This is a genomic window from Paenibacillus riograndensis SBR5 (genome assembly GCF_000981585.1).
Lineage (GTDB): Bacteria > Bacillota > Bacilli > Paenibacillales > Paenibacillaceae > Paenibacillus_AQ > Paenibacillus_AQ riograndensis.
This window is the reverse complement of record NZ_LN831776.1, coordinates 5,379,476-5,395,778: the sequence shown is the minus strand read 5'-3', so window position 1 is coordinate 5,395,778 and position 16,303 is coordinate 5,379,476. Positions and strand designations below refer to the sequence as shown.

General features: G+C 49.7%; 17 protein-coding genes. 10 read left to right on the top strand and 7 right to left on the bottom strand.

Features of this window, described 5'->3' with window-relative positions; all coding sequences use genetic code 11:
* Window positions 1–97: 97 nt before the first annotated feature.
* Entirely contained in the window at window positions 98–907 is an 810-nt protein-coding gene (locus PRIO_RS22970) for a FlxA-like family protein (protein ID WP_020428442.1), read from the bottom strand.
* A 364-nt stretch (window positions 908–1,271) separates the two neighbouring features.
* Here PRIO_RS22970 and PRIO_RS22965 point away from each other — a divergent pair, with 364 nt between their 5' ends.
* Window positions 1,272–1,580, top strand: coding sequence for a hypothetical protein (locus tag PRIO_RS22965; protein WP_020428443.1), 309 nt, complete (start codon window positions 1,272–1,274; stop codon window positions 1,578–1,580).
* 39 nt (window positions 1,581–1,619) lie between these two features.
* Window positions 1,620–2,705 (top strand): hypothetical protein, encoded by a 1,086-nt coding sequence (locus tag PRIO_RS22960; RefSeq protein WP_020428444.1) that lies wholly within the window; start codon window positions 1,620–1,622, stop codon window positions 2,703–2,705.
* 143 nt (window positions 2,706–2,848) lie between these two features.
* Here the strand turns inward: PRIO_RS22960 and sda are convergent, their stop codons facing one another.
* From sda to PRIO_RS22935, 4 genes are all read right to left on the bottom strand, one after another.
* A complete protein-coding gene (gene sda, locus PRIO_RS22955; RefSeq protein WP_020428445.1) occupies window positions 2,849–3,028 on the bottom strand; it encodes a sporulation histidine kinase inhibitor Sda in 180 nt (59 codons plus the stop codon).
* Between the two features lie 221 nt (window positions 3,029–3,249).
* Window positions 3,250–3,585 carry a LytTR family DNA-binding domain-containing protein gene (locus PRIO_RS22950; RefSeq protein WP_020428446.1) on the bottom strand — a complete coding sequence of 112 codons (336 nt, stop codon included), beginning with the start codon at window positions 3,583–3,585 and terminating at the stop codon, window positions 3,250–3,252.
* A gap of 134 nt (window positions 3,586–3,719) precedes the next feature.
* The gene (locus tag PRIO_RS35025) at window positions 3,720–4,244 is read right to left on the bottom strand and encodes an accessory gene regulator B family protein (protein WP_082118138.1); all 525 of its coding nucleotides are present in this window, start codon (window positions 4,242–4,244) and stop codon (window positions 3,720–3,722) included.
* Window positions 4,225–4,890, bottom strand: coding sequence for a hypothetical protein (locus PRIO_RS22935; RefSeq protein ID WP_046504858.1), 666 nt, complete (start codon window positions 4,888–4,890; stop codon window positions 4,225–4,227). The genes PRIO_RS35025 and PRIO_RS22935 overlap by 20 nt, the downstream gene beginning before the upstream one ends.
* Before the next feature lie 134 nt (window positions 4,891–5,024).
* Here PRIO_RS22935 and PRIO_RS22930 point away from each other — a divergent pair, with 134 nt between their 5' ends.
* Both PRIO_RS22930 and PRIO_RS22925 read left to right on the top strand, forming a co-directional pair.
* Entirely contained in the window at window positions 5,025–5,543 is a 519-nt protein-coding gene (locus PRIO_RS22930; RefSeq protein ID WP_020426436.1) for a DinB family protein, read from the top strand.
* A 56-nt stretch (window positions 5,544–5,599) separates the two neighbouring features.
* Entirely contained in the window at window positions 5,600–5,854 is a 255-nt protein-coding gene (locus PRIO_RS22925) for a hypothetical protein (protein WP_020426437.1), read from the top strand.
* A gap of 146 nt (window positions 5,855–6,000) precedes the next feature.
* Here the strand turns inward: PRIO_RS22925 and PRIO_RS22920 are convergent, their stop codons facing one another.
* Window positions 6,001–6,570, bottom strand: a complete 570-nt coding sequence (locus tag PRIO_RS22920; RefSeq protein WP_020426438.1) for a thymidine kinase — start codon at window positions 6,568–6,570, stop codon at window positions 6,001–6,003.
* Between the two features lie 197 nt (window positions 6,571–6,767).
* Here PRIO_RS22920 and PRIO_RS22915 point away from each other — a divergent pair, with 197 nt between their 5' ends.
* The 3 genes from PRIO_RS22915 to PRIO_RS22905 are packed head-to-tail and all read left to right on the top strand — an operon-like array spanning window position 6,768 to window position 10,551.
* Window positions 6,768–6,959, top strand: a complete 192-nt coding sequence (locus PRIO_RS22915) for a hypothetical protein (protein WP_167345656.1) — start codon at window positions 6,768–6,770, stop codon at window positions 6,957–6,959.
* A gap of 18 nt (window positions 6,960–6,977) precedes the next feature.
* Complete coding sequence (locus PRIO_RS22910; protein ID WP_020426440.1) at window positions 6,978–8,723, top strand: ABC transporter ATP-binding protein; 1,746 nt, start codon at window positions 6,978–6,980, stop codon at window positions 8,721–8,723.
* A complete protein-coding gene (locus PRIO_RS22905) occupies window positions 8,704–10,551 on the top strand; it encodes an ABC transporter ATP-binding protein (protein ID WP_020426441.1) in 1,848 nt (615 codons plus the stop codon). Before PRIO_RS22910 ends, PRIO_RS22905 begins: the two co-directional genes overlap by 20 nt.
* A gap of 701 nt (window positions 10,552–11,252) precedes the next feature.
* Here PRIO_RS22905 and PRIO_RS22900 read toward each other — a convergent pair.
* Complete coding sequence (locus PRIO_RS22900) at window positions 11,253–11,558, bottom strand: DUF2627 domain-containing protein (RefSeq protein ID WP_020429632.1); 306 nt, start codon at window positions 11,556–11,558, stop codon at window positions 11,253–11,255.
* Between the two features lie 166 nt (window positions 11,559–11,724).
* Here PRIO_RS22900 and lpdA point away from each other — a divergent pair, with 166 nt between their 5' ends.
* The 3 genes from lpdA (at window position 11,725) to PRIO_RS22885 (ending at window position 15,484) form a co-directional block, all read left to right on the top strand.
* Window positions 11,725–13,146 (top strand): dihydrolipoyl dehydrogenase, encoded by a 1,422-nt coding sequence (gene lpdA / locus PRIO_RS22895; RefSeq protein WP_046504852.1) that lies wholly within the window; start codon window positions 11,725–11,727, stop codon window positions 13,144–13,146.
* A gap of 316 nt (window positions 13,147–13,462) precedes the next feature.
* Window positions 13,463–14,494 carry a thiamine pyrophosphate-dependent dehydrogenase E1 component subunit alpha gene (locus PRIO_RS22890; RefSeq protein ID WP_020429635.1) on the top strand — a complete coding sequence of 344 codons (1,032 nt, stop codon included), beginning with the start codon at window positions 13,463–13,465 and terminating at the stop codon, window positions 14,492–14,494.
* Window positions 14,495–14,497: 3 nt separating this feature from the next.
* Complete coding sequence (locus PRIO_RS22885) at window positions 14,498–15,484, top strand: alpha-ketoacid dehydrogenase subunit beta (protein WP_025706662.1); 987 nt, start codon at window positions 14,498–14,500, stop codon at window positions 15,482–15,484.
* The last annotated feature ends 819 nt before the right edge of the window (window positions 15,485–16,303 follow it).

The window sequence follows — 16,303 nt, the reverse complement described above, 5'->3', positions numbered from 1 at the left end:
TGTAACGCAAGCAGACCGCCGGGCTTCACTGTCCGGCGGTCTGTTTTTTGTGATAGTGTTGCTCGTATGTACCTGTTCTCAGTTCTTGAACTTCTATTTACACCCTCACATCAATCGATGGTGGAACGGTGCCTGCGCCGGTTATCGAGTTTGTTTTTACATTGGAGGCTTGAACCTCTGTCGTATCGCTTTTATTTTTACTCTTGGATGACTTATCTTTAACACCTGTATCCTCAGAGTCTGGAGAGGCAGGCGCGTTCTTAACTTGTGGTGAAGTATCCTTATTGTCATTCAGATCGGATACCAATTCATCAATTTTGTTATCGATTCCCCGGACGGTGGCTTTGATATCTTGAATTTGCTCACGTTTCGATTTTAGGACAGTCTGTTCTGCGTTCTCCAGCATTAAGGATCTGCCGCTATCTTGATGTGGATTATCTGAGAGCCAATTCTCTTCTTTTTTAATTTCAGTATCCAATAGCTTTATGGAGCCTTCCATGTGCTTGCTAAGACCAACGAGTTTCCCTAGACGGTCATAGGTTGTATGGTTTTTTACTACAGCATTCATGGAATCGGCGGTGTTATTCGTTTCGGTAGCTGCTTCATGTTTTTGGGTTTCTGATGGTTTGGACTGGCTGGTATTTATTTTTTCCTGCATTTCCTCGATTTGGATCTGAGCGATTTGCGCATCGATTTCCTGTATTGAGGTTCTAAGGGCCTGAATACGTTCCTGCTTTATCTTTTGATCGAGCTTTTCATTGGAGTTTACAGCTTCAATTTGTTCACTCAGCTTAGCTTTCTGGTTGTTCAGGCTTTGAACTTCTTTGTCCCTGGATTTGGCAGGATTTTGATTGCCGTTAGTTTGGATGGGGCCGGGGCTTTTGGAAATTGAAGAGATGGCTGACACGAGAATTCCTCCTAATTTTAAGGATTTATTTCCATATAACAGCTATATCGGCAATATAGAGAGGAAAAATAAGTAATTAGGGTTCCCCTGACAAACTGTTCGAGGGAATAATTGTTATTACGAAACACAAATGGTTATGTTGTGTTATGATGTAACAGGACTACATCTACGGGACGGGATTCAGCAAGCAGATGGCGTTCCGGGCAGGAATGGTAATAGAAAAAATTGAGAAATATAACCTTAGCGATGTACGGAACGATACATTTGAAGGCAAAGAATAATGTTGCCCTTTTTTACAGCCATCTATTCATCTTGATCCATATACGAACAACAAAATGGTATGACAGAAAAGGGGAAATCTACAATGAGAGTGAACATCAAATTTACCGCCAAAGGCAAAGCCGCAATTGAGAATTTCAACAACGAAGAACTTCTGGAAATTTTCGCTAGATATATTAAAACATTGACCAAGAAATACGACATTGAAGTGGATATCCCGCTTGAAGTGAACCAGAATATCGTGAATGACGGAACCCTTGTTGCGATGGCGCAGAATGTGAATTGTGATGCGGATACTTTTTTTAAGGAACTGAGCCGGGACATCAAGATTCCCCTCAAAAAAAGACTGGGCGGCAAACTGGAGAATGTTTTCAAGACGGAGTTCATCGAGTAGTCCTTCATTGTCCTGTTTCCGGTGAAGAAGGAGAAAAGGATGCGTACACTCAAAGCTTTGACGTTGTTATCATTGTTAACTCTGATCCTGTCATCAGCAGTTTCCTCAGCAGCAGCGACTGATGTAAATCTTCCTTACACAGTACTGGACACGGATGGCATCAGTATTGTGCCTGCTGGTGAAGGCAGGGTAGTACTGAACGGCACGCTGTTTAATACCCGAACGAAGCAAGCCGTAAATCTGGGCATTGGTGCAAAAGAGCAAATTCTTGACGTGAAGACCTTAAGTAACCCGGATAAAATAATTGTGCTGACCCGTTCCAAAGGGCAGAAGATTCTGAAGTACAGCTTCAGGATGGACGGGAAATTGCAGCAAAAAAGCTTCATCAATATTCGGCTAGGCGATCAAGGAAAAGCCCAGTGGACACCTGGAGCTGCAGGAACGCCAGAAAAGGTGTGGGTGCAGAGAGATAAGCTGTTCTCCGTCTATAAGGCACCTTGGAACCAAGCCGAAGCGTCATTTGACTCTACGTACAGGGATACCGCTTATGAGTATTCAAATGTTATAGATTGGAGGGCTTCTTCCTCCCCGTATCTTGTGCTGGAGTACGATGGTTCCGTGATTATGGGCAGCCAGCGTTATATAGCCATTGTAAATATGAATGACAAGTCACAGCAGATCCTTGAGGTTGACCAGAACCCTTATCTGGATCTGCAGATTACGGGCAACAAGCTTGCAGTGACAACTAACTGGCTGTATCAGGCATTTCCTGCCAACGTAGAGCATCCGGACTCCACCAGGGCGCAGCCGCTGCTTAGCCTGATTGATTTACCCGCCGCGGCTTCTAAAGTAATACTGAATGGAAAGTTTGAAGAAAAATACGACACAGCTTCGGGCTGGGAAAGTGAGCTTTTTGGTTCACAGCTCTATGTTAAGGATGTGTCTGCCCATTCCTGGTCGCTCTATGATTTGACTGGAAAAAGCATTCTGTCTAACCAGCAGGCACCGCCAGCCTCCGGACATGAGGCACATTTCATCGGGTGGGATACAGCTACGCGGGAGGCTTCGTTTGCAATCTTTTCTTCCAGCAGCCAAATTTCCGTAATTACTCTTCCCGTGAAATAAGCAGCGGGCAACACGCTAATCAACAATGAACAAAAATAAGAAGCCCAACCTCCCTGGGGTGGAGGTGGCTTCTTTATTTTTGTTGCGGATGAAACATTGCAAAAGAAAAGGTTATATGTTGAAGTGTGGGAATAATAACGAGATCAATCCTCAGAATGGTTAGGACTGTTTATGTTTCTCTCGGTCAGAACGGATTGAATAATCTCAATGAAATCGGGTGAAGCTTTAGCCTCCACCGCCAGATCGTAGATGTTCAACAATTGTTCGTCAGACAATAGTTCTAAGGATGAGGGGCGCGGAGAAGGATGAAAGTAATAATCCATTAGATTCCTCCATCGGTTATTTAGTAGGTGTAATTATACTACAAATCTATTTAAATGGTACCATTTGGAAGGTAACCCGTCTCCTGTCATTCGCCGGGTGAAATATTCTTTACAAGAAAGGCAACATATGGGATAATACTTATTTACTATATAATGGATTAAAATAAAAACAACCACCCGTTAGCCGTAAGGCTTGGGATGGTTGTTTTTTTGGCTAAAAGTTAGGATTCGGAGGTGTCTTTTCTTGAAGCTAAATATCTTCTGAGCCTGGTTTCATTAGGTTCTGATACTGTAGCGAATTGTTCTCCCTCGTGAAACGTAACAATTTTACGTTCGGAATCATAACTTTCAACTTGGTTGAGACTGACTACATTGCTGCGGTCCAGGCGTTCGAAGTTTTTGCACTTATAAGCAGCAAAGAGATCGGAAAGCGTGGTAGGGAGAACAAACTCGCCTTCTTTGGTATGGACGAATATTGTATTCTTATAACTGGAGAAATACAATATATCTTCTTCCCCAATATCCCGGGAGGAACCGTCGTTTAGCAAGACTCGCATGTTCTCCCCATCCTTTAATTACTTACGCAATTCTTTTGGTGCTTCTGGGCTGTGGGCCCATGGTTTTAGTACCGCTGAGAATAGACGAGCGGATGAAGTCAAAGCCTTTGAAGTAATACGGGCAATGTTCTTTTTCATAAGGAGTTCCTCCCTTGCTTTGGAATTACTGTTAAGGATTGAGCTAAAAATGCTAATCCAAGGACAGACGAGTGAATAAAAAAATTAAGAGCTACTAAGGTCACAGAAATGGCTTTCATCCAAGGATACCAGCGTATTGAAACTTGTGCATTGACATCTGGATTAGGTGCGAACAACAACATTATAACTATGCATAATCCATTAATGATCAGAAGATGATCTTTGATCAGAAAGGATAGATGCGGAATGGATGAGCATAACAGAATGGAAAAGATATTGCATGCTGTCGCAGTTTTTAGGTGCTTGCCACCAGAGAAAAATCTTAGAATTGCAAAGCTGAATAACGAGACAGCAGTATCTGCCAAACTCAAGGTCAACCAGCCAATTAATAAGGAAGTTATGATAATCAACAGACTGTTAAGTATAATATTCAAGGCATATTGCATAATCTCAATAGAGCTAGTCTCTTGAGGATTGGATTGCTTAATCCTAGATGCGATTTTATAACTTAATATATTCATGTCCGCTCCTATCCTTTGAATAGGCTAAATATATGTAACAAAATAATAGAAAAGCGTATATTAGCGGTGCAGCTAAAAAGTAATTGGAGTTAAAAACATGCATGATGAAGATTATAAGCCCAGCAGTAGGCAGGTTAAGAACAAAGAGGAATTTCTCACGTTTTGTTGTCTTAATCAAGCCATCGGGTTTGTCTGGAACAAAATCGAAACCTTTGCGTCTACGTCCACTGTAGTAACCAATACCTAAGGCAGTAGTAGAAGATAGGATTTGTAGCAGATTAGTGTCGATGTCTATTCCGTAAAAAGCTTGGGTAGAGAATAAGCCGGCTTTATCCAGGATAACAATGTACATCAGTTGAATGAACGTGTAAGCTTGGTAAGTCATTCCTGTAAGAATAGCTGCGTAGAAAAAGTGAATTCGGAAAAGCATCCAAAAGAAACAGAAAATTAAGAGATACTGAACGATAATGTCTATTTCCACCAGATGATATTCCACACGTATGACATATGAGAAAAAGCCCATAATACAACCTGCAAACATCATCTCTTTGTGGTAAAAATCAATCTTGAACACCTTGAAAGCCAAATAAAACATGGCATAGGTCTCCAGTACCGAAAACACCATAAACAGCACAAATTCCAGCATACTTACACTCCCGATGCTCAGGATCATTCAACTTGTATTCTTGCAAATATTATACATAATGTACTAAAATACAACAACAGCATTTTACACTATTCGGCAATTTTTTGAAAAAATAGTTTGAGAGGGGCAGTCTTATGAACCAGCGTCCACAACCAGGAGAGTACAGTGAATTTCCGGCCCGTTACATTTCTTTGGTCCCCCCTGAAGGGGAGCTTGCGGCTGTGCTTAGGGAACAATCCAATCTGATGTATGATCTGTTGGACGGGCTGAGCGAGGAGCAGGGCAGTTACCGCTATGCAAAAGGCAAATGGAGCATCAAGCAGATGCTCGGACACCTGACTGATAATGACCGCATTATGTCCTACCGGTTGCTCGCAATTGCCAGAGGGGAGAAAGCTCCGCTGCCCGGATATGAGGAAAATGACTATGCGGCGGCAGGAGAGTTCGAGCGGTTTACGCTCAGTGAAATGGTGCAGCATTATAAGCTGGTACGCCAATCTACAATTGCGCTGCTGGAAAGTCTGCCCGAGGAGGCATGGACCCGGATGGGGGCGGCCAGCGGTAATCCGATTTCTGTCAGAGCTGTAGCCTGTGTAATTATTGGACATGAGCTGCATCATCTGGGTGTCCTGAAGGAGCGGTATTTGAAGTAGCTTTTTGCCGTGCTTCGCGATTATGGGGGACTTTTGGTAATGAGGGAGGTCTGCTGATGGGCTTGTTGAAGGGTATACTGCATTTCTTCATTCCTAGAGAACGCACACTGGTGTACACGACTTTTGATCAGACCCAGTATTTCAAAATAAAGGGCCGCCTAAGTGCCGCAGGGATTCCTCACCGTTCCAAAATCAACGGAGGCATGAAAGCCCTGGGCCAACGTGCCCAATATGGCGGAAAAGCTACTGTTCAGCATGATCTCTTCGTGCGCAAGGAAGATGAGCACCGTGCAGCGCAGGCGATTCATTAGAGGAACACGTTTCTTTTTTACAAGAAAAAGCACACATTAACGCGCAATCTACGATTCCGCAATGTGTGCTTTTTTTTGTGACCGAATCCGTTGTTGGCTGTGCAGAAACCGTGGAATTGCTTCAGCCGGGTACTGCGGCCTCTCTTTTAGAGCGGCGGATTCTTATGGCATTTGCGGCATACCGGGTAGTAGGCTTCATTGCCGCCAATCTGGATTTGCTTGCCGCTGTAGACGGGCTTGCCGTTCTCTACGCGGAGCGCCATGGTGGCTTTCCGTTCGCAGAACCAGCAGATCGTTTTCATTTCTTCAATTTTGTCTGCGTAGATCAGCATATATTTGCTGCCTTCAAACAGATTGTTCTGGAAATCGTTTTTGAGCCCGAAGGCCATAACCGGAATGTTCAGCTCGTCGACGATCCTCACCAGCTGGAGGATGCAGTCCTTGCTTAAGAATTGGCATTCATCAATCAGCACGCAGTGGGGCTTCGGCAGGTTGCTGCTGACAATGCTGTATATATCCGTATTCTCGTCAATAGGGATGGCCTGCTTGCGCAGCCCGATACGGGAGGAGATGTAGCCCACTTCGTCCCGGTTGTCAATGGAAGGAGTAAAAATAAGCACGGACTTGCCCTGCTCCTCGTAATTATGCGCAACCTTGAGTATCTCAATGGATTTGCCGCTGTTCATTGCCCCGTATTTGAAAAACAACTGTGCCACGTCCATCTATCCTTTCGTTAATCAGCCTGATGAGTTCTTTTCCGAAAAATGCGACTTTATTAGAGTAGCATAATCTCAGTAAAAGTAGCCAGTGAAAACATTTCGGGTAAGAGATAAAGAATGTTATAATTAACGCGGTAATGTGTATTTATACAGAAGAACGTTTACAGAAAGAAGGCTTACAGTTGACGGACAAGATGGAAGATTACACAGAAAAAATTGCGGCGCTGCAGGAAAAGGGGGAGCTGACTGCGGAAACGTTGAGCCTGCTGATGGAAATGCTGGACGAAATGGCGGAGCTGAACCGCAGCAACAAGGCGCTGCGCCGGGTAATTTTGAAGGGACAATCCACGATGTCAACCCGCTTGCGGGATGCGCTCTACGAATAGACAAATGGGGTAACGCTGATGAACATCATTTTTTCCTATCTCAAAACCTATAGGGCCGCAGCAATCGCTGCACTTCTGATGATGGTGATCGAACTGGCGGTGGAGCTGTCCCAACCCCTGCTGATTTCCAGGATTATTGATGACGGAATCAGGGCACAAGACAATCGGATCGTCTGGCTGTGGGGCGGTGTGCTGGTGGTAAGCGCGGTTCTGGCGTTTATTGCGGGCGTGCTAAGCTCTTTTTTTGCGTCCCATGCGAGCCAGGGGTTTGCATTTGATCTGCGGGACCAGTTGTATGAAAAGGTCCAGTCCTTCACCTATGCCGTGTTCAGCCGCTTTACGACCTCTTCCTTAATCACCCGCCTTACCGCGGATGTGTCGCAGCTGCAGGATACGATCTTCATGGGGCTCCGTTTTATGACCCGTGTGCCGCTTGTTGTAGCGGGGAGCGTGGTTATGGCGCTGGTTGTACAGGTGAAGCTGGGGCTGCTGCTGGCGCTGACCCTTCCGGTACTTATTGCCTTTCTGCTCTGGGTGATGAAAAAGGCATCGGTGTTATTCCGCAGTGTGCAGAACCGGCTGGACGGAGTCAACAGTGTGATTCAGGAGAATCTCACCGGCATCCGGCTGATCCGGGTGTTTGTGCGCATGAACCATGAGATTGCCCGGTTCGCCGCATTCAGCGGGGAGCTGATGAAGTCCACGGTCGCAGCCTTGAGGCTCACAGAAACCTCGGCCCCGCTCATTATGCTGATTGTAAATGCCGGAATTATGCTGGTGCTGTGGTTTGGGCGTATCGAAATTTCAACCGGGGAGGCCACTCTGGGGCAGACGGTCGCCGTCATTAATTATTCCCTGCGTACGATTGGCGCTTTGTCGGCGTTGTCCTGGATTATGGCGACCTTTTCCCGGGCCAGGGCTTCCTCGCAGCGGATTCAGGAAGTGATGTCGGCAGATGAACTGGAAGCCAAGGAAATGGCAGCGGTTACTGCAAGGGAGATTGCTCCAATCCGGGGTAAGGTTGAATTTCGGCAGGTCAGCTTCCGTTATCCGCAGAGTGATATTGCCGTGCTGGAGGACATTACTTTTAAGGTACAACCCGGAGATCGGGTAGCGATTATGGGGGCAACCGGTTCAGGCAAATCCTCGCTGGTGGGACTAATTCCCCGTCTATATGAGCAGAGCAGCGGTGATATCCTGGTCGATGGAATACCGGGTGCGGAAATGGAAATATCCAGGCTGCGCGGAGCTATTGGTTATGTGCCTCAAGAGGTTCTGCTGTTTACCGGCTCTGTGCGGGAGAACATTGCCTGGGGCCATCCGCAGGCGACTCAGGATGAGATTGAACAGGCGGCCATGGCCGCACAAATTCATGAGACGGTTCAAGAGCTGCCGAATGGCTACGATACTATGCTGGGACAGCGGGGAGTCAATCTGTCCGGTGGACAGAAGCAGCGGCTGACGATAGCCAGAGCGCTGGTAAGAAAGCCTGCTGTTCTGATTCTGGACGACAGTACCAGCGCGCTGGATGCGGTTACCGAAAGCCGGCTGCTGGCCGAGCTGAAGGGGATGTCCTGCACTACTTTTCTAATCACGCAAAAAATCAGTTCGACCGTATCCGCCGACCTTATCCTGCTGCTGGACGAGGGCAGACTGATTGCACAGGGCACACATGAAGAGCTTATGGAACGTTCGGAGCTGTACCGGAAAATCAATGAATCTCAGCACAGGGAGGGGGTGCAGCATGTTCAAAGCATTACTTGAGCCTTTTCGCCATCCGAGGCTGAATGTAGGGCTTGGAGACGCGGCAAGCTTCGGGTCGCCGGGAGGACGCAAGCCGAAGGCTAAGGCCAAGGACTGGTCCGCCACGCTCCGCAGAATCTGGAGTTATCTGGCGAAACGCAAGGCGAAGCTGGTTCTGGTGCTGGTCATGGTGCTTCTCAGTTCCGGGCTTGCGCTGCTTGGACCTTATCTGATCAGCAGGGCAGTGGACCATTATCTGGAGGGGGACGGGGGCAGGACCTGGGGAATCTTCCTGATTACGCTTGCTGTTGTCTATTTGCTGAATTCGCTGACTTCCTGGCTGCAGAACATCTGGATGATTGAAATTGCCCAGGAGACGGTATACCGGATGCGTACGGACCTGTTTGCGCACCTTCACCGGCTGCCGATTTCGTTCTTCAACCGCAGGCAGCAAGGTGAAATTATGAGCCGTCTGACCAATGATATTGAGAATATCAGTTCAACGCTGAACAGCTCGGCGATCCAGATTTTCTCCAGTGTGCTGACTCTGCTTGGCACCGTGGGGGTGATGCTGTGGCTCAGCCCGCTGCTGACGCTGCTGACCTTCATTGTGGTCCCGCTGATGATCCTCGGCATGCGCTGGATTACGCGGCGGACGGGCCCGCTGTTCAAGGAGCGCCAGCGCAACATGGGTGAACTGAACGGCTTCATTGAGGAGACATTGTCCGGCCAGCGGATCATTAAGGCTTTTTCACAAGAGGAACGGGTAATCAGCGGCTTCCGGGAGCGTAATGCGCGGATCATGCTGTCGGGCTACTGGGCCCAGGCCATCTCCGGCTTCATCCCGAAGCTGATGAACGGCCTGAACAATCTCAGCTTTGCGATTGTTGCCGGTGTCGGCGGTCTGCTGGCCATCCGGGGATTGGTCACGGTAGGTGTCATTATCGCATTCGTAGAATATACGCGCCAGTTCACACGGCCGCTGAATGATCTCGCGAACCAGTGGAACACGCTGCTGTCAGCGATTGCCGGTGCGGAGCGGGTGTTCGAGGTGCTGGATGAGGAAGCGGAGGCGAAGGATGAAGGGGCGGCCGTATCGCTAGACCATGTGGAAGGCACGGTGAAGTTCTCCGGGGTATCCTTCTCCTATGACGGCGGGGCGGATACGCTGCAGGATATCAGCTTTGAGGCTAAGCCGGGCGAGATGATCGCGCTGGTCGGGCCTACCGGGGCAGGCAAAACCACCCTGATCGGGCTGCTGTCCCGCTTCTATGATCCTGACAAAGGCAGCATTACGCTGGATGGCAGGGAGCTGTCTTCGATCCGCCGGGAAAGCCTGCGCAGCCATATGGCCTTTGTGCTGCAGGATTCGTTTCTGTTCAAGGGAACGATCCGCGACAATATCCGCTACGGCAGGCTGGATGCCAGCGACGAGGAAGTGGAGGCGGCGGCGAAGCTGGCCAACGCCCATTCTTTTATTATGCGGATGAAAGGCGGGTACGAGCGGATGCTGTCGGTTGACGGCAGCGGCATCAGCCAGGGGCAGAAGCAGCTGCTGGCCATCGCGCGGGCGATTCTCGCCAATCCGTCCATGCTGGTGCTGGATGAAGCGACCAGCAGCATAGATACCGTGACAGAGATCAAGATTCAGGAGGGGCTGCAGACGCTGATGAAAGGCCGGACCAGCTTCGTAATCGCCCACCGGCTGGGCACCATCCGCGCGGCAGACCGCATTCTGGTGCTCCAGGGCGGACGGCTGCTGCAGCAGGGATCACATGAAGAGCTGCTGCAGGAGGGCGGATTGTACAGTGAACTGGTGCGGGGTTCATCGGATTCAGCGGCAGGATAGAATTAGTAAAGGCAGCCCCGAATGTCCTCGAGGTTGCCTTTTTAGACATAAGCCGGTGAGGGCAGCTATATAGAGTGAACTTGAAAAACGAACAAAAGGGAAAAGGGATGGAGGGGAAGTTTGGATACTTACGGAGCGAATGCGTCCGCCTGAAAGCTTTCCGTAGGAAAGCTCGCTATCTTCAGCATAGGCAGTCTGCGGATTTCCACCGCGAACAGCGGTACAAATCAAGAAATCTGCAGATGGGCAGCGGCCGGAAGTCCAAACATTCTCCGTAGTCCCGACGAAGTCCCTAATGTAACTATCTTAAGCTCACTCTATATAGTTGGAAAAAGGGAGCTTATTTTTCCCGAAATCAGCAAATTGTGAGATTGGAGTGGAAAAAGGAAACTTAATAGGGCCATATTCCCTCGGTAGGAGTGAAATGGCCTGAATTAGTTTCCCTTTTTCCACCTCGCATGAGGTGAATAGTGGGAATGCGGCAAATTAGTTATCCTTTTTCCACTTCACATGAGGTAAATGGGGTGAAGGAGGGGAATTAGTTATCCTTTCCACTTGAAATGGCCGAAGGATTCGGAAATAGTTCTCGAAGTGACACGACACTGAAATCCAAAACGGCTACGTTGCCCGGGGAAGGACTGCGCAGCCGTTTCTGGTTGAAAGGTGGAGTGATTAAGACCCTCCCGCCGGAGTTTATCGGATTAGCTGGTGGCATCCGGAGAGGGGGGCTGCTGCGTCTTTTGCTTCTCCCTGAATCTGGGGCCCACATAATTGCGCTTCCGGTCACGGGTCAGAATCCAGCCGCCAAGAAAACTCATACCGGCCAGGAACAGGAGCAGCCCTCCGCCAAAGTGCAGCCAAGCAAAAACAGGGGTTGCCGTTTCGTCCCCATGCATGGAAATATAGTTGAAGATATCATCTTTCATCATCAGGAAGCCTTTCATCGCCAGGAGGCCGGGCACAACCAGAATCAGGATGGCAATAAAGCGTGTGGTCAACAGTTTCATGAGTGTCCCCCTTATCCATCATCCCTTTGAATTCACCCCTATGATAACGCTTCAACGGGGAAAAGTCCATGGATATATGACGTTTGTAAGTTTTGTAATGCACATAAAAGAGAGTACAATGTAATAGGTTAATTCAGAACTAGAGTCACGACTGGAGGATACATATATGACGATTTCATGCGACGTAGCCATACTTGGCGGAGGGACCGGAGGTTATGTGGCGGCGATCCGCGCTGCCCAGCTCGGGAAGTCTGTTGTTGTCATTGAAATGGACAAACTGGGCGGAACCTGTCTGCACCGCGGCTGCATTCCCAGCAAATCGCTGCTGCGCAGTGCCGAGGTATACGCTGAAATACAAGAGAGTGAGAGTTACGGCATTGAAACTGCAGGTGTACAGCTGGTGTTCCCGAAGGTGCAGGCCCGCAAGGAGGCTGTAGTCGAGCAGCTGCATCAGGGTGTGCAATTTCTGATGCGCAAGAATAAAATTCAGGTGCTGAAGGGAAAAGGACGGATTATTGGTCCTTCGATTTTCTCTCCGCGCAGCGGCGCGGTGGCTGTGGAGCTGGAGAACGGCGAGATGGAGACTGTCGTTTCCGGCAATCTCATCGTAGCAACCGGCTCGCGTCCGCGTGTGCTGCCCGGCCTCAAGCCGGATGGCAAGGTGATTCTGAGCAGCGAGGAAGCATTGACACTGGAAGAGCTGCCCGCTTCCATTATTATTGTCGGCGGCGGAGTCATTGGTGTGGAATGGGCTTCGATGCTGGCGGATTTCGGCGTACAGGTCACTGTGGTGGAAGCCGCTGGCCAGCTGCTGCCGCTTGAGGATGAGGAGATCGCCCGCGAGCTGCTGCGGCTGCTGAAGAAACGCGGCGTCAAAGTCCTGACAGGGACCACTGTTGATGCCGGAACCTGTGTGATTACGGAATCGGAAGTCACCATTGAAGCCCGCAAGGGCGAACAGACTCAGAGCCTGTCTGCCGAAAAACTGCTGGTATCCGTAGGCAGAGTAGCCAACATAGAGAACATCGGGCTGGAGAATACCGATATTCATTTTGGCAAAGGTGTCATTGAAGTCAATGACAATATGCAGACCAACGAGCCGCATATCTACGCAATTGGCGATTGCATCGGCGGGCTGCAGCTGGCCCATGCCGCAAGCCACGAAGGCATCCGGGCGGTGGACCATCTGGCAGGGGAGACGCTCCATCCGTACCACCCGCATCTGGTGCCGCGCTGTGTGTATACCCGGCCGGAGGTGGCGAGTGTAGGCTACACCGAAAAAGAGGCCAGAGCGCTTGGCGCGGATGTGGTCACAGGCAAATTTCCTTTTTCAGCCATTGGCAAAGCGATTGTCTACGGGATGAAAGACGGGTTCGTCAAGGTCGTTGCCGACCGCAGCAGCGGCGATATTCTCGGTGTGCAGATGATCGGCCCCCATGTTACGGATCTGATCGGGGAAGCGGCGCTGGCACAATTGCTGGATGCCACCCCTTGGGAGATCGGGGAAGCGGTTCATGCCCATCCGACGCTTTCCGAGATCATCGGCGAAGCGATGCTCGCTGTGGATGGAAGAGCAATCGGATTCTAGTTCACGATGAAAGCCTCCACGGGAATGCCGGACGGAGCTGAAGGCGCCGTAGGCGTCAAAACAGCTGCATAACGGATTTTCGTGGCTTTTCTTTTTCACGGGAAAGGGATTATAATAGACTGGAACCAAATTTAGTACCTGGTTATAGGATCAGGGCATAGGTTAGACTTAATGTATGTTTTTCAGTGCAAGGTGCCGGAGTTTATCCAGGAAGCATTGCTTTTTAAGTCAACACAAGAATATGCTTCCGAAGCAAGTTTTGTATGAAGTGGATCAAGGAAGCGTATGCTGACAAAACTTTTAGGAGGTACCTCATATGGAATCGCAAGGTACTGTAGAAACCATCAACAGACACAAGCCGCTTGGACTTAGTGACGGCCAGGTCATCGATATGTACAGAACCATGCAGCTGGGGCGGAAATACGATGAGCGCAGCCTGCTGCTGCAGCGGGCCGGGAAGATCAATTTCCATGTCTCCGGCATCGGGCAGGAGGCAGCCCAGGTGGCCGCTGCATTTGCGCTGGACCGGGAGAACGATTATTTTTTGCCATACTACCGCGACTATGCGTTTGTGCTGTCCGTGGGCATGACTACGCGTGAGCTGATGCTCTCGGTATTCGCCAAGGCGGAGGACCCCAACAGCGGCGGGCGGCAGATGCCGGGCCATTTCGGCAGCAAACGCCTGCGGATTGTGACCGGGTCCAGTCCGGTGACGACACAGGTGCCGCATGCGGTGGGTTTTGCCCTGGCAGCCAAAATGCAAAAGAAAAAATTTGTTTCCTTCGTCACCTTCGGGGAAGGCTCCAGCAACCAGGGGGATTTCCATGAAGCGTGCAATTTCGCCGGTGTGAATAAGCTGCCGGTCATCATTTTTTGCCAGAACAACCAATACGCGATTTCTGTACCTGCCCACAAACAGCTTGGCGGTAAAGTCAGTGACCGTGCGTTGGGCTATGGCTTCCCGGGGGTCCGGGTGGACGGCAATGATCCGCTGGAGGTATACCGCGTGGTGAAGGAAGCGCGTGAGCGTGCGCTTGCCGGAGAAGGGCCGACCCTGATTGAAGCGATGATGTACCGCCTGTCCCCGCATTCTACGTCGGACAATGATCTGGCGTACCGGACGAAGGAAGAAGTGGATGCCAACTGGGCAAAAGACGGCATCGCCGCCTTCCGCAGCTATCTGACTGAACTCGGACTGTGGAGCGATGAGCAGGAGAGCGATCTGGCTGCAGAATACAATTTGGAGCTCAAGGCTGCGATTGAATACGCTGAAAATGCGCCGTTTCCGAAACCGGAAGATACGCTGCTGCATGTGTACAGCGAATCTGACCTTAAGGGAGGAGCCTAACCCATGGCGATTATGGAATATATCGATGCCATCCGGCTGGCAATGAAGGAAGAGATGGAGCGCGATGAATCGGTGTTCGTGCTGGGCGAGGACGTTGGTGTCAAGGGCGGTGTCTTCACCACCACCAAAGGGCTGCAGGAGCAATTCGGGGAGGAGCGCGTAATGGATACGCCGCTGGCGGAGTCCGCGATTGCCGGAGTGGCTATCGGTGCAGCCATGTACGGCATGAAGCCGATTGCTGAAATGCAGTATTCCGATTTTATGCTTCCGGCGACCAACCAGATCATCAGCGAAGCCGCCAAAATCCGCTACCGCTCCAATAACGACTGGAGCTGTCCGGTAGTGATCCGCGCGCCGATCGGCGGTGGGATTTTCGGCGGGCTGTACCACTCCCAGTGCCCGGAATCGATTTTCTTTGGCACACCGGGACTGAAGATTGTAGCTCCGTATTCCGCCTATGACGCCAAAGGGCTGCTGAAGGCGGCCGTGCGCGACCCTGATCCGGTCCTGTTCTTCGAGAACAAGAAGTGCTATAAGCTGATCAAGGAGGATGTGCCGGAAGGAGATTACACGGTTCCTATCGGTGAAGCGAACCTGCTGCGGGAAGGCAGCGATATTACCGTGATCGGGTACAGTCTGCCGCTGCATTTTGCGATGCAGGCGGCGGAGGAGCTGGAGCGCGAGGAAGGCATTACCGCGCATATTCTTGATCTGCGCACCCTGCAGCCGCTGGACCGCGAAGCCATCATTGCCGCCGCCCGCCAGACCGGCAAGGTGCTGATTGTCCACGAGGACAACAAGACCGGGGGCATCGGCGGTGAAGTGGCGGCGATCATCGCCGAACATTGCCTGTTCGAGCTGGATGCGCCGATCTTCCGCCTCTGTGGACCCGATGTGCCGGCGATGCCGATCAGCCCGCCGATGGAGAAGTTTTTTATGCTGAGCAAGGATAAAGTGAAAGCGGAAATGCTGCGCCTGGCGCAGTATTGATCTTTCGTTCCAGATAGATTGAATTTGAGAAATTGAAGGGCAGTCCTTCGTTATAAGGAAAGTTTACCGTCATATGGATAGTTACCGTTAGAAGGATAGTTCATAATTATATGGACAGTTTCATCGTTAGAAGGACGGTTTATCGTTAGAAGGACGGTTTATCGTTATAAGGTCGCTCATTGTTGTATAGTTTGAACTTGAAGCTCTGTAATCTTTATTGTGGTAAGTAGGTTTTTGGTATGATTGCACTTCGTGCAATAGAATGCTGGCTGTTCTGCGTCAAACCGCATTCTGCTGTATTTCGTGCAACAGATTTCTGGATTTGAAGTCAAAAACCGCTTTTTCAGGGAATTCTAGTGTACAAAGTGCAATAGATTGAGCTTTTTGGCCGATTTAAGGGTCATCTGCTGCATAAAGTGCAATAGAACCTTCATGCCGCCGCGCGGCACCCTAGAGGATGCAAATATTAGTGTGAAAATGAATGTGCAGGATAGAATACGGGTTGACCTACTTGGGAGAGGTTTTGGAAAGAGTGTCGCATCGGATGGGTGGGCGTACTTGCTCCCCTTCGTATTTGTTACGTTCAAGTTTGTTAAGTTCTAATTATATAGTGGAAAAAGTACCACTAATCGGGCTCATTCGGCTTATGGAGAAGCCTATGTGGGAAAAAGTATCACTAATCCGGCTGAAAGAGGCCATTTGAGATGAAAATGCCTGAATTAGGTGTACAAAATCCCACTAAAGCCTTCTGTCGCCAGGATTTCAGCGAAATTAGTTTTACTTTTTCCACCTAGCTTCATGTTCCTGATGAGCTACAGT

Bases quoted from the DNA above. Each gene is read 5' to 3' on its own strand.
- PRIO_RS22900 (WP_020429632.1), bottom strand. From the start codon at position 11,558: ATGAAACTGTTGACCACACGCTTTATTGCCATCCTGATTCTGGTTGTG.
- PRIO_RS22890 (WP_020429635.1), top strand. From the start codon at position 13,463: ATGGAATCGCAAGGTACTGTAGAAACCATCAACAGACACAAGCCGCTT.
- PRIO_RS35025 (WP_082118138.1), bottom strand. From the start codon at position 4,244: ATGAATATATTAAGTTATAAAATCGCATCTAGGATTAAGCAATCCAAT.
- PRIO_RS22965 (WP_020428443.1), top strand. From the start codon at position 1,272: ATGAGAGTGAACATCAAATTTACCGCCAAAGGCAAAGCCGCAATTGAG.
- PRIO_RS22910 (WP_020426440.1), top strand. From the start codon at position 6,978: ATGAACATCATTTTTTCCTATCTCAAAACCTATAGGGCCGCAGCAATC.
- PRIO_RS22950 (WP_020428446.1), bottom strand. From the start codon at position 3,585: ATGCGAGTCTTGCTAAACGACGGTTCCTCCCGGGATATTGGGGAAGAA.
- PRIO_RS22930 (WP_020426436.1), top strand. From the start codon at position 5,025: ATGAACCAGCGTCCACAACCAGGAGAGTACAGTGAATTTCCGGCCCGT.
- PRIO_RS22905 (WP_020426441.1), top strand. From the start codon at position 8,704: ATGTTCAAAGCATTACTTGAGCCTTTTCGCCATCCGAGGCTGAATGTA.
- lpdA (WP_046504852.1), top strand. From the start codon at position 11,725: ATGACGATTTCATGCGACGTAGCCATACTTGGCGGAGGGACCGGAGGT.
- PRIO_RS22915 (WP_167345656.1), top strand. From the start codon at position 6,768: ATGGAAGATTACACAGAAAAAATTGCGGCGCTGCAGGAAAAGGGGGAG.
- PRIO_RS22960 (WP_020428444.1), top strand. From the start codon at position 1,620: ATGCGTACACTCAAAGCTTTGACGTTGTTATCATTGTTAACTCTGATC.
- PRIO_RS22935 (WP_046504858.1), bottom strand. From the start codon at position 4,890: ATGCTGGAATTTGTGCTGTTTATGGTGTTTTCGGTACTGGAGACCTAT.
- PRIO_RS22885 (WP_025706662.1), top strand. From the start codon at position 14,498: ATGGCGATTATGGAATATATCGATGCCATCCGGCTGGCAATGAAGGAA.
- PRIO_RS22925 (WP_020426437.1), top strand. From the start codon at position 5,600: ATGGGCTTGTTGAAGGGTATACTGCATTTCTTCATTCCTAGAGAACGC.
- sda (WP_020428445.1), bottom strand. From the start codon at position 3,028: ATGGATTATTACTTTCATCCTTCTCCGCGCCCCTCATCCTTAGAACTA.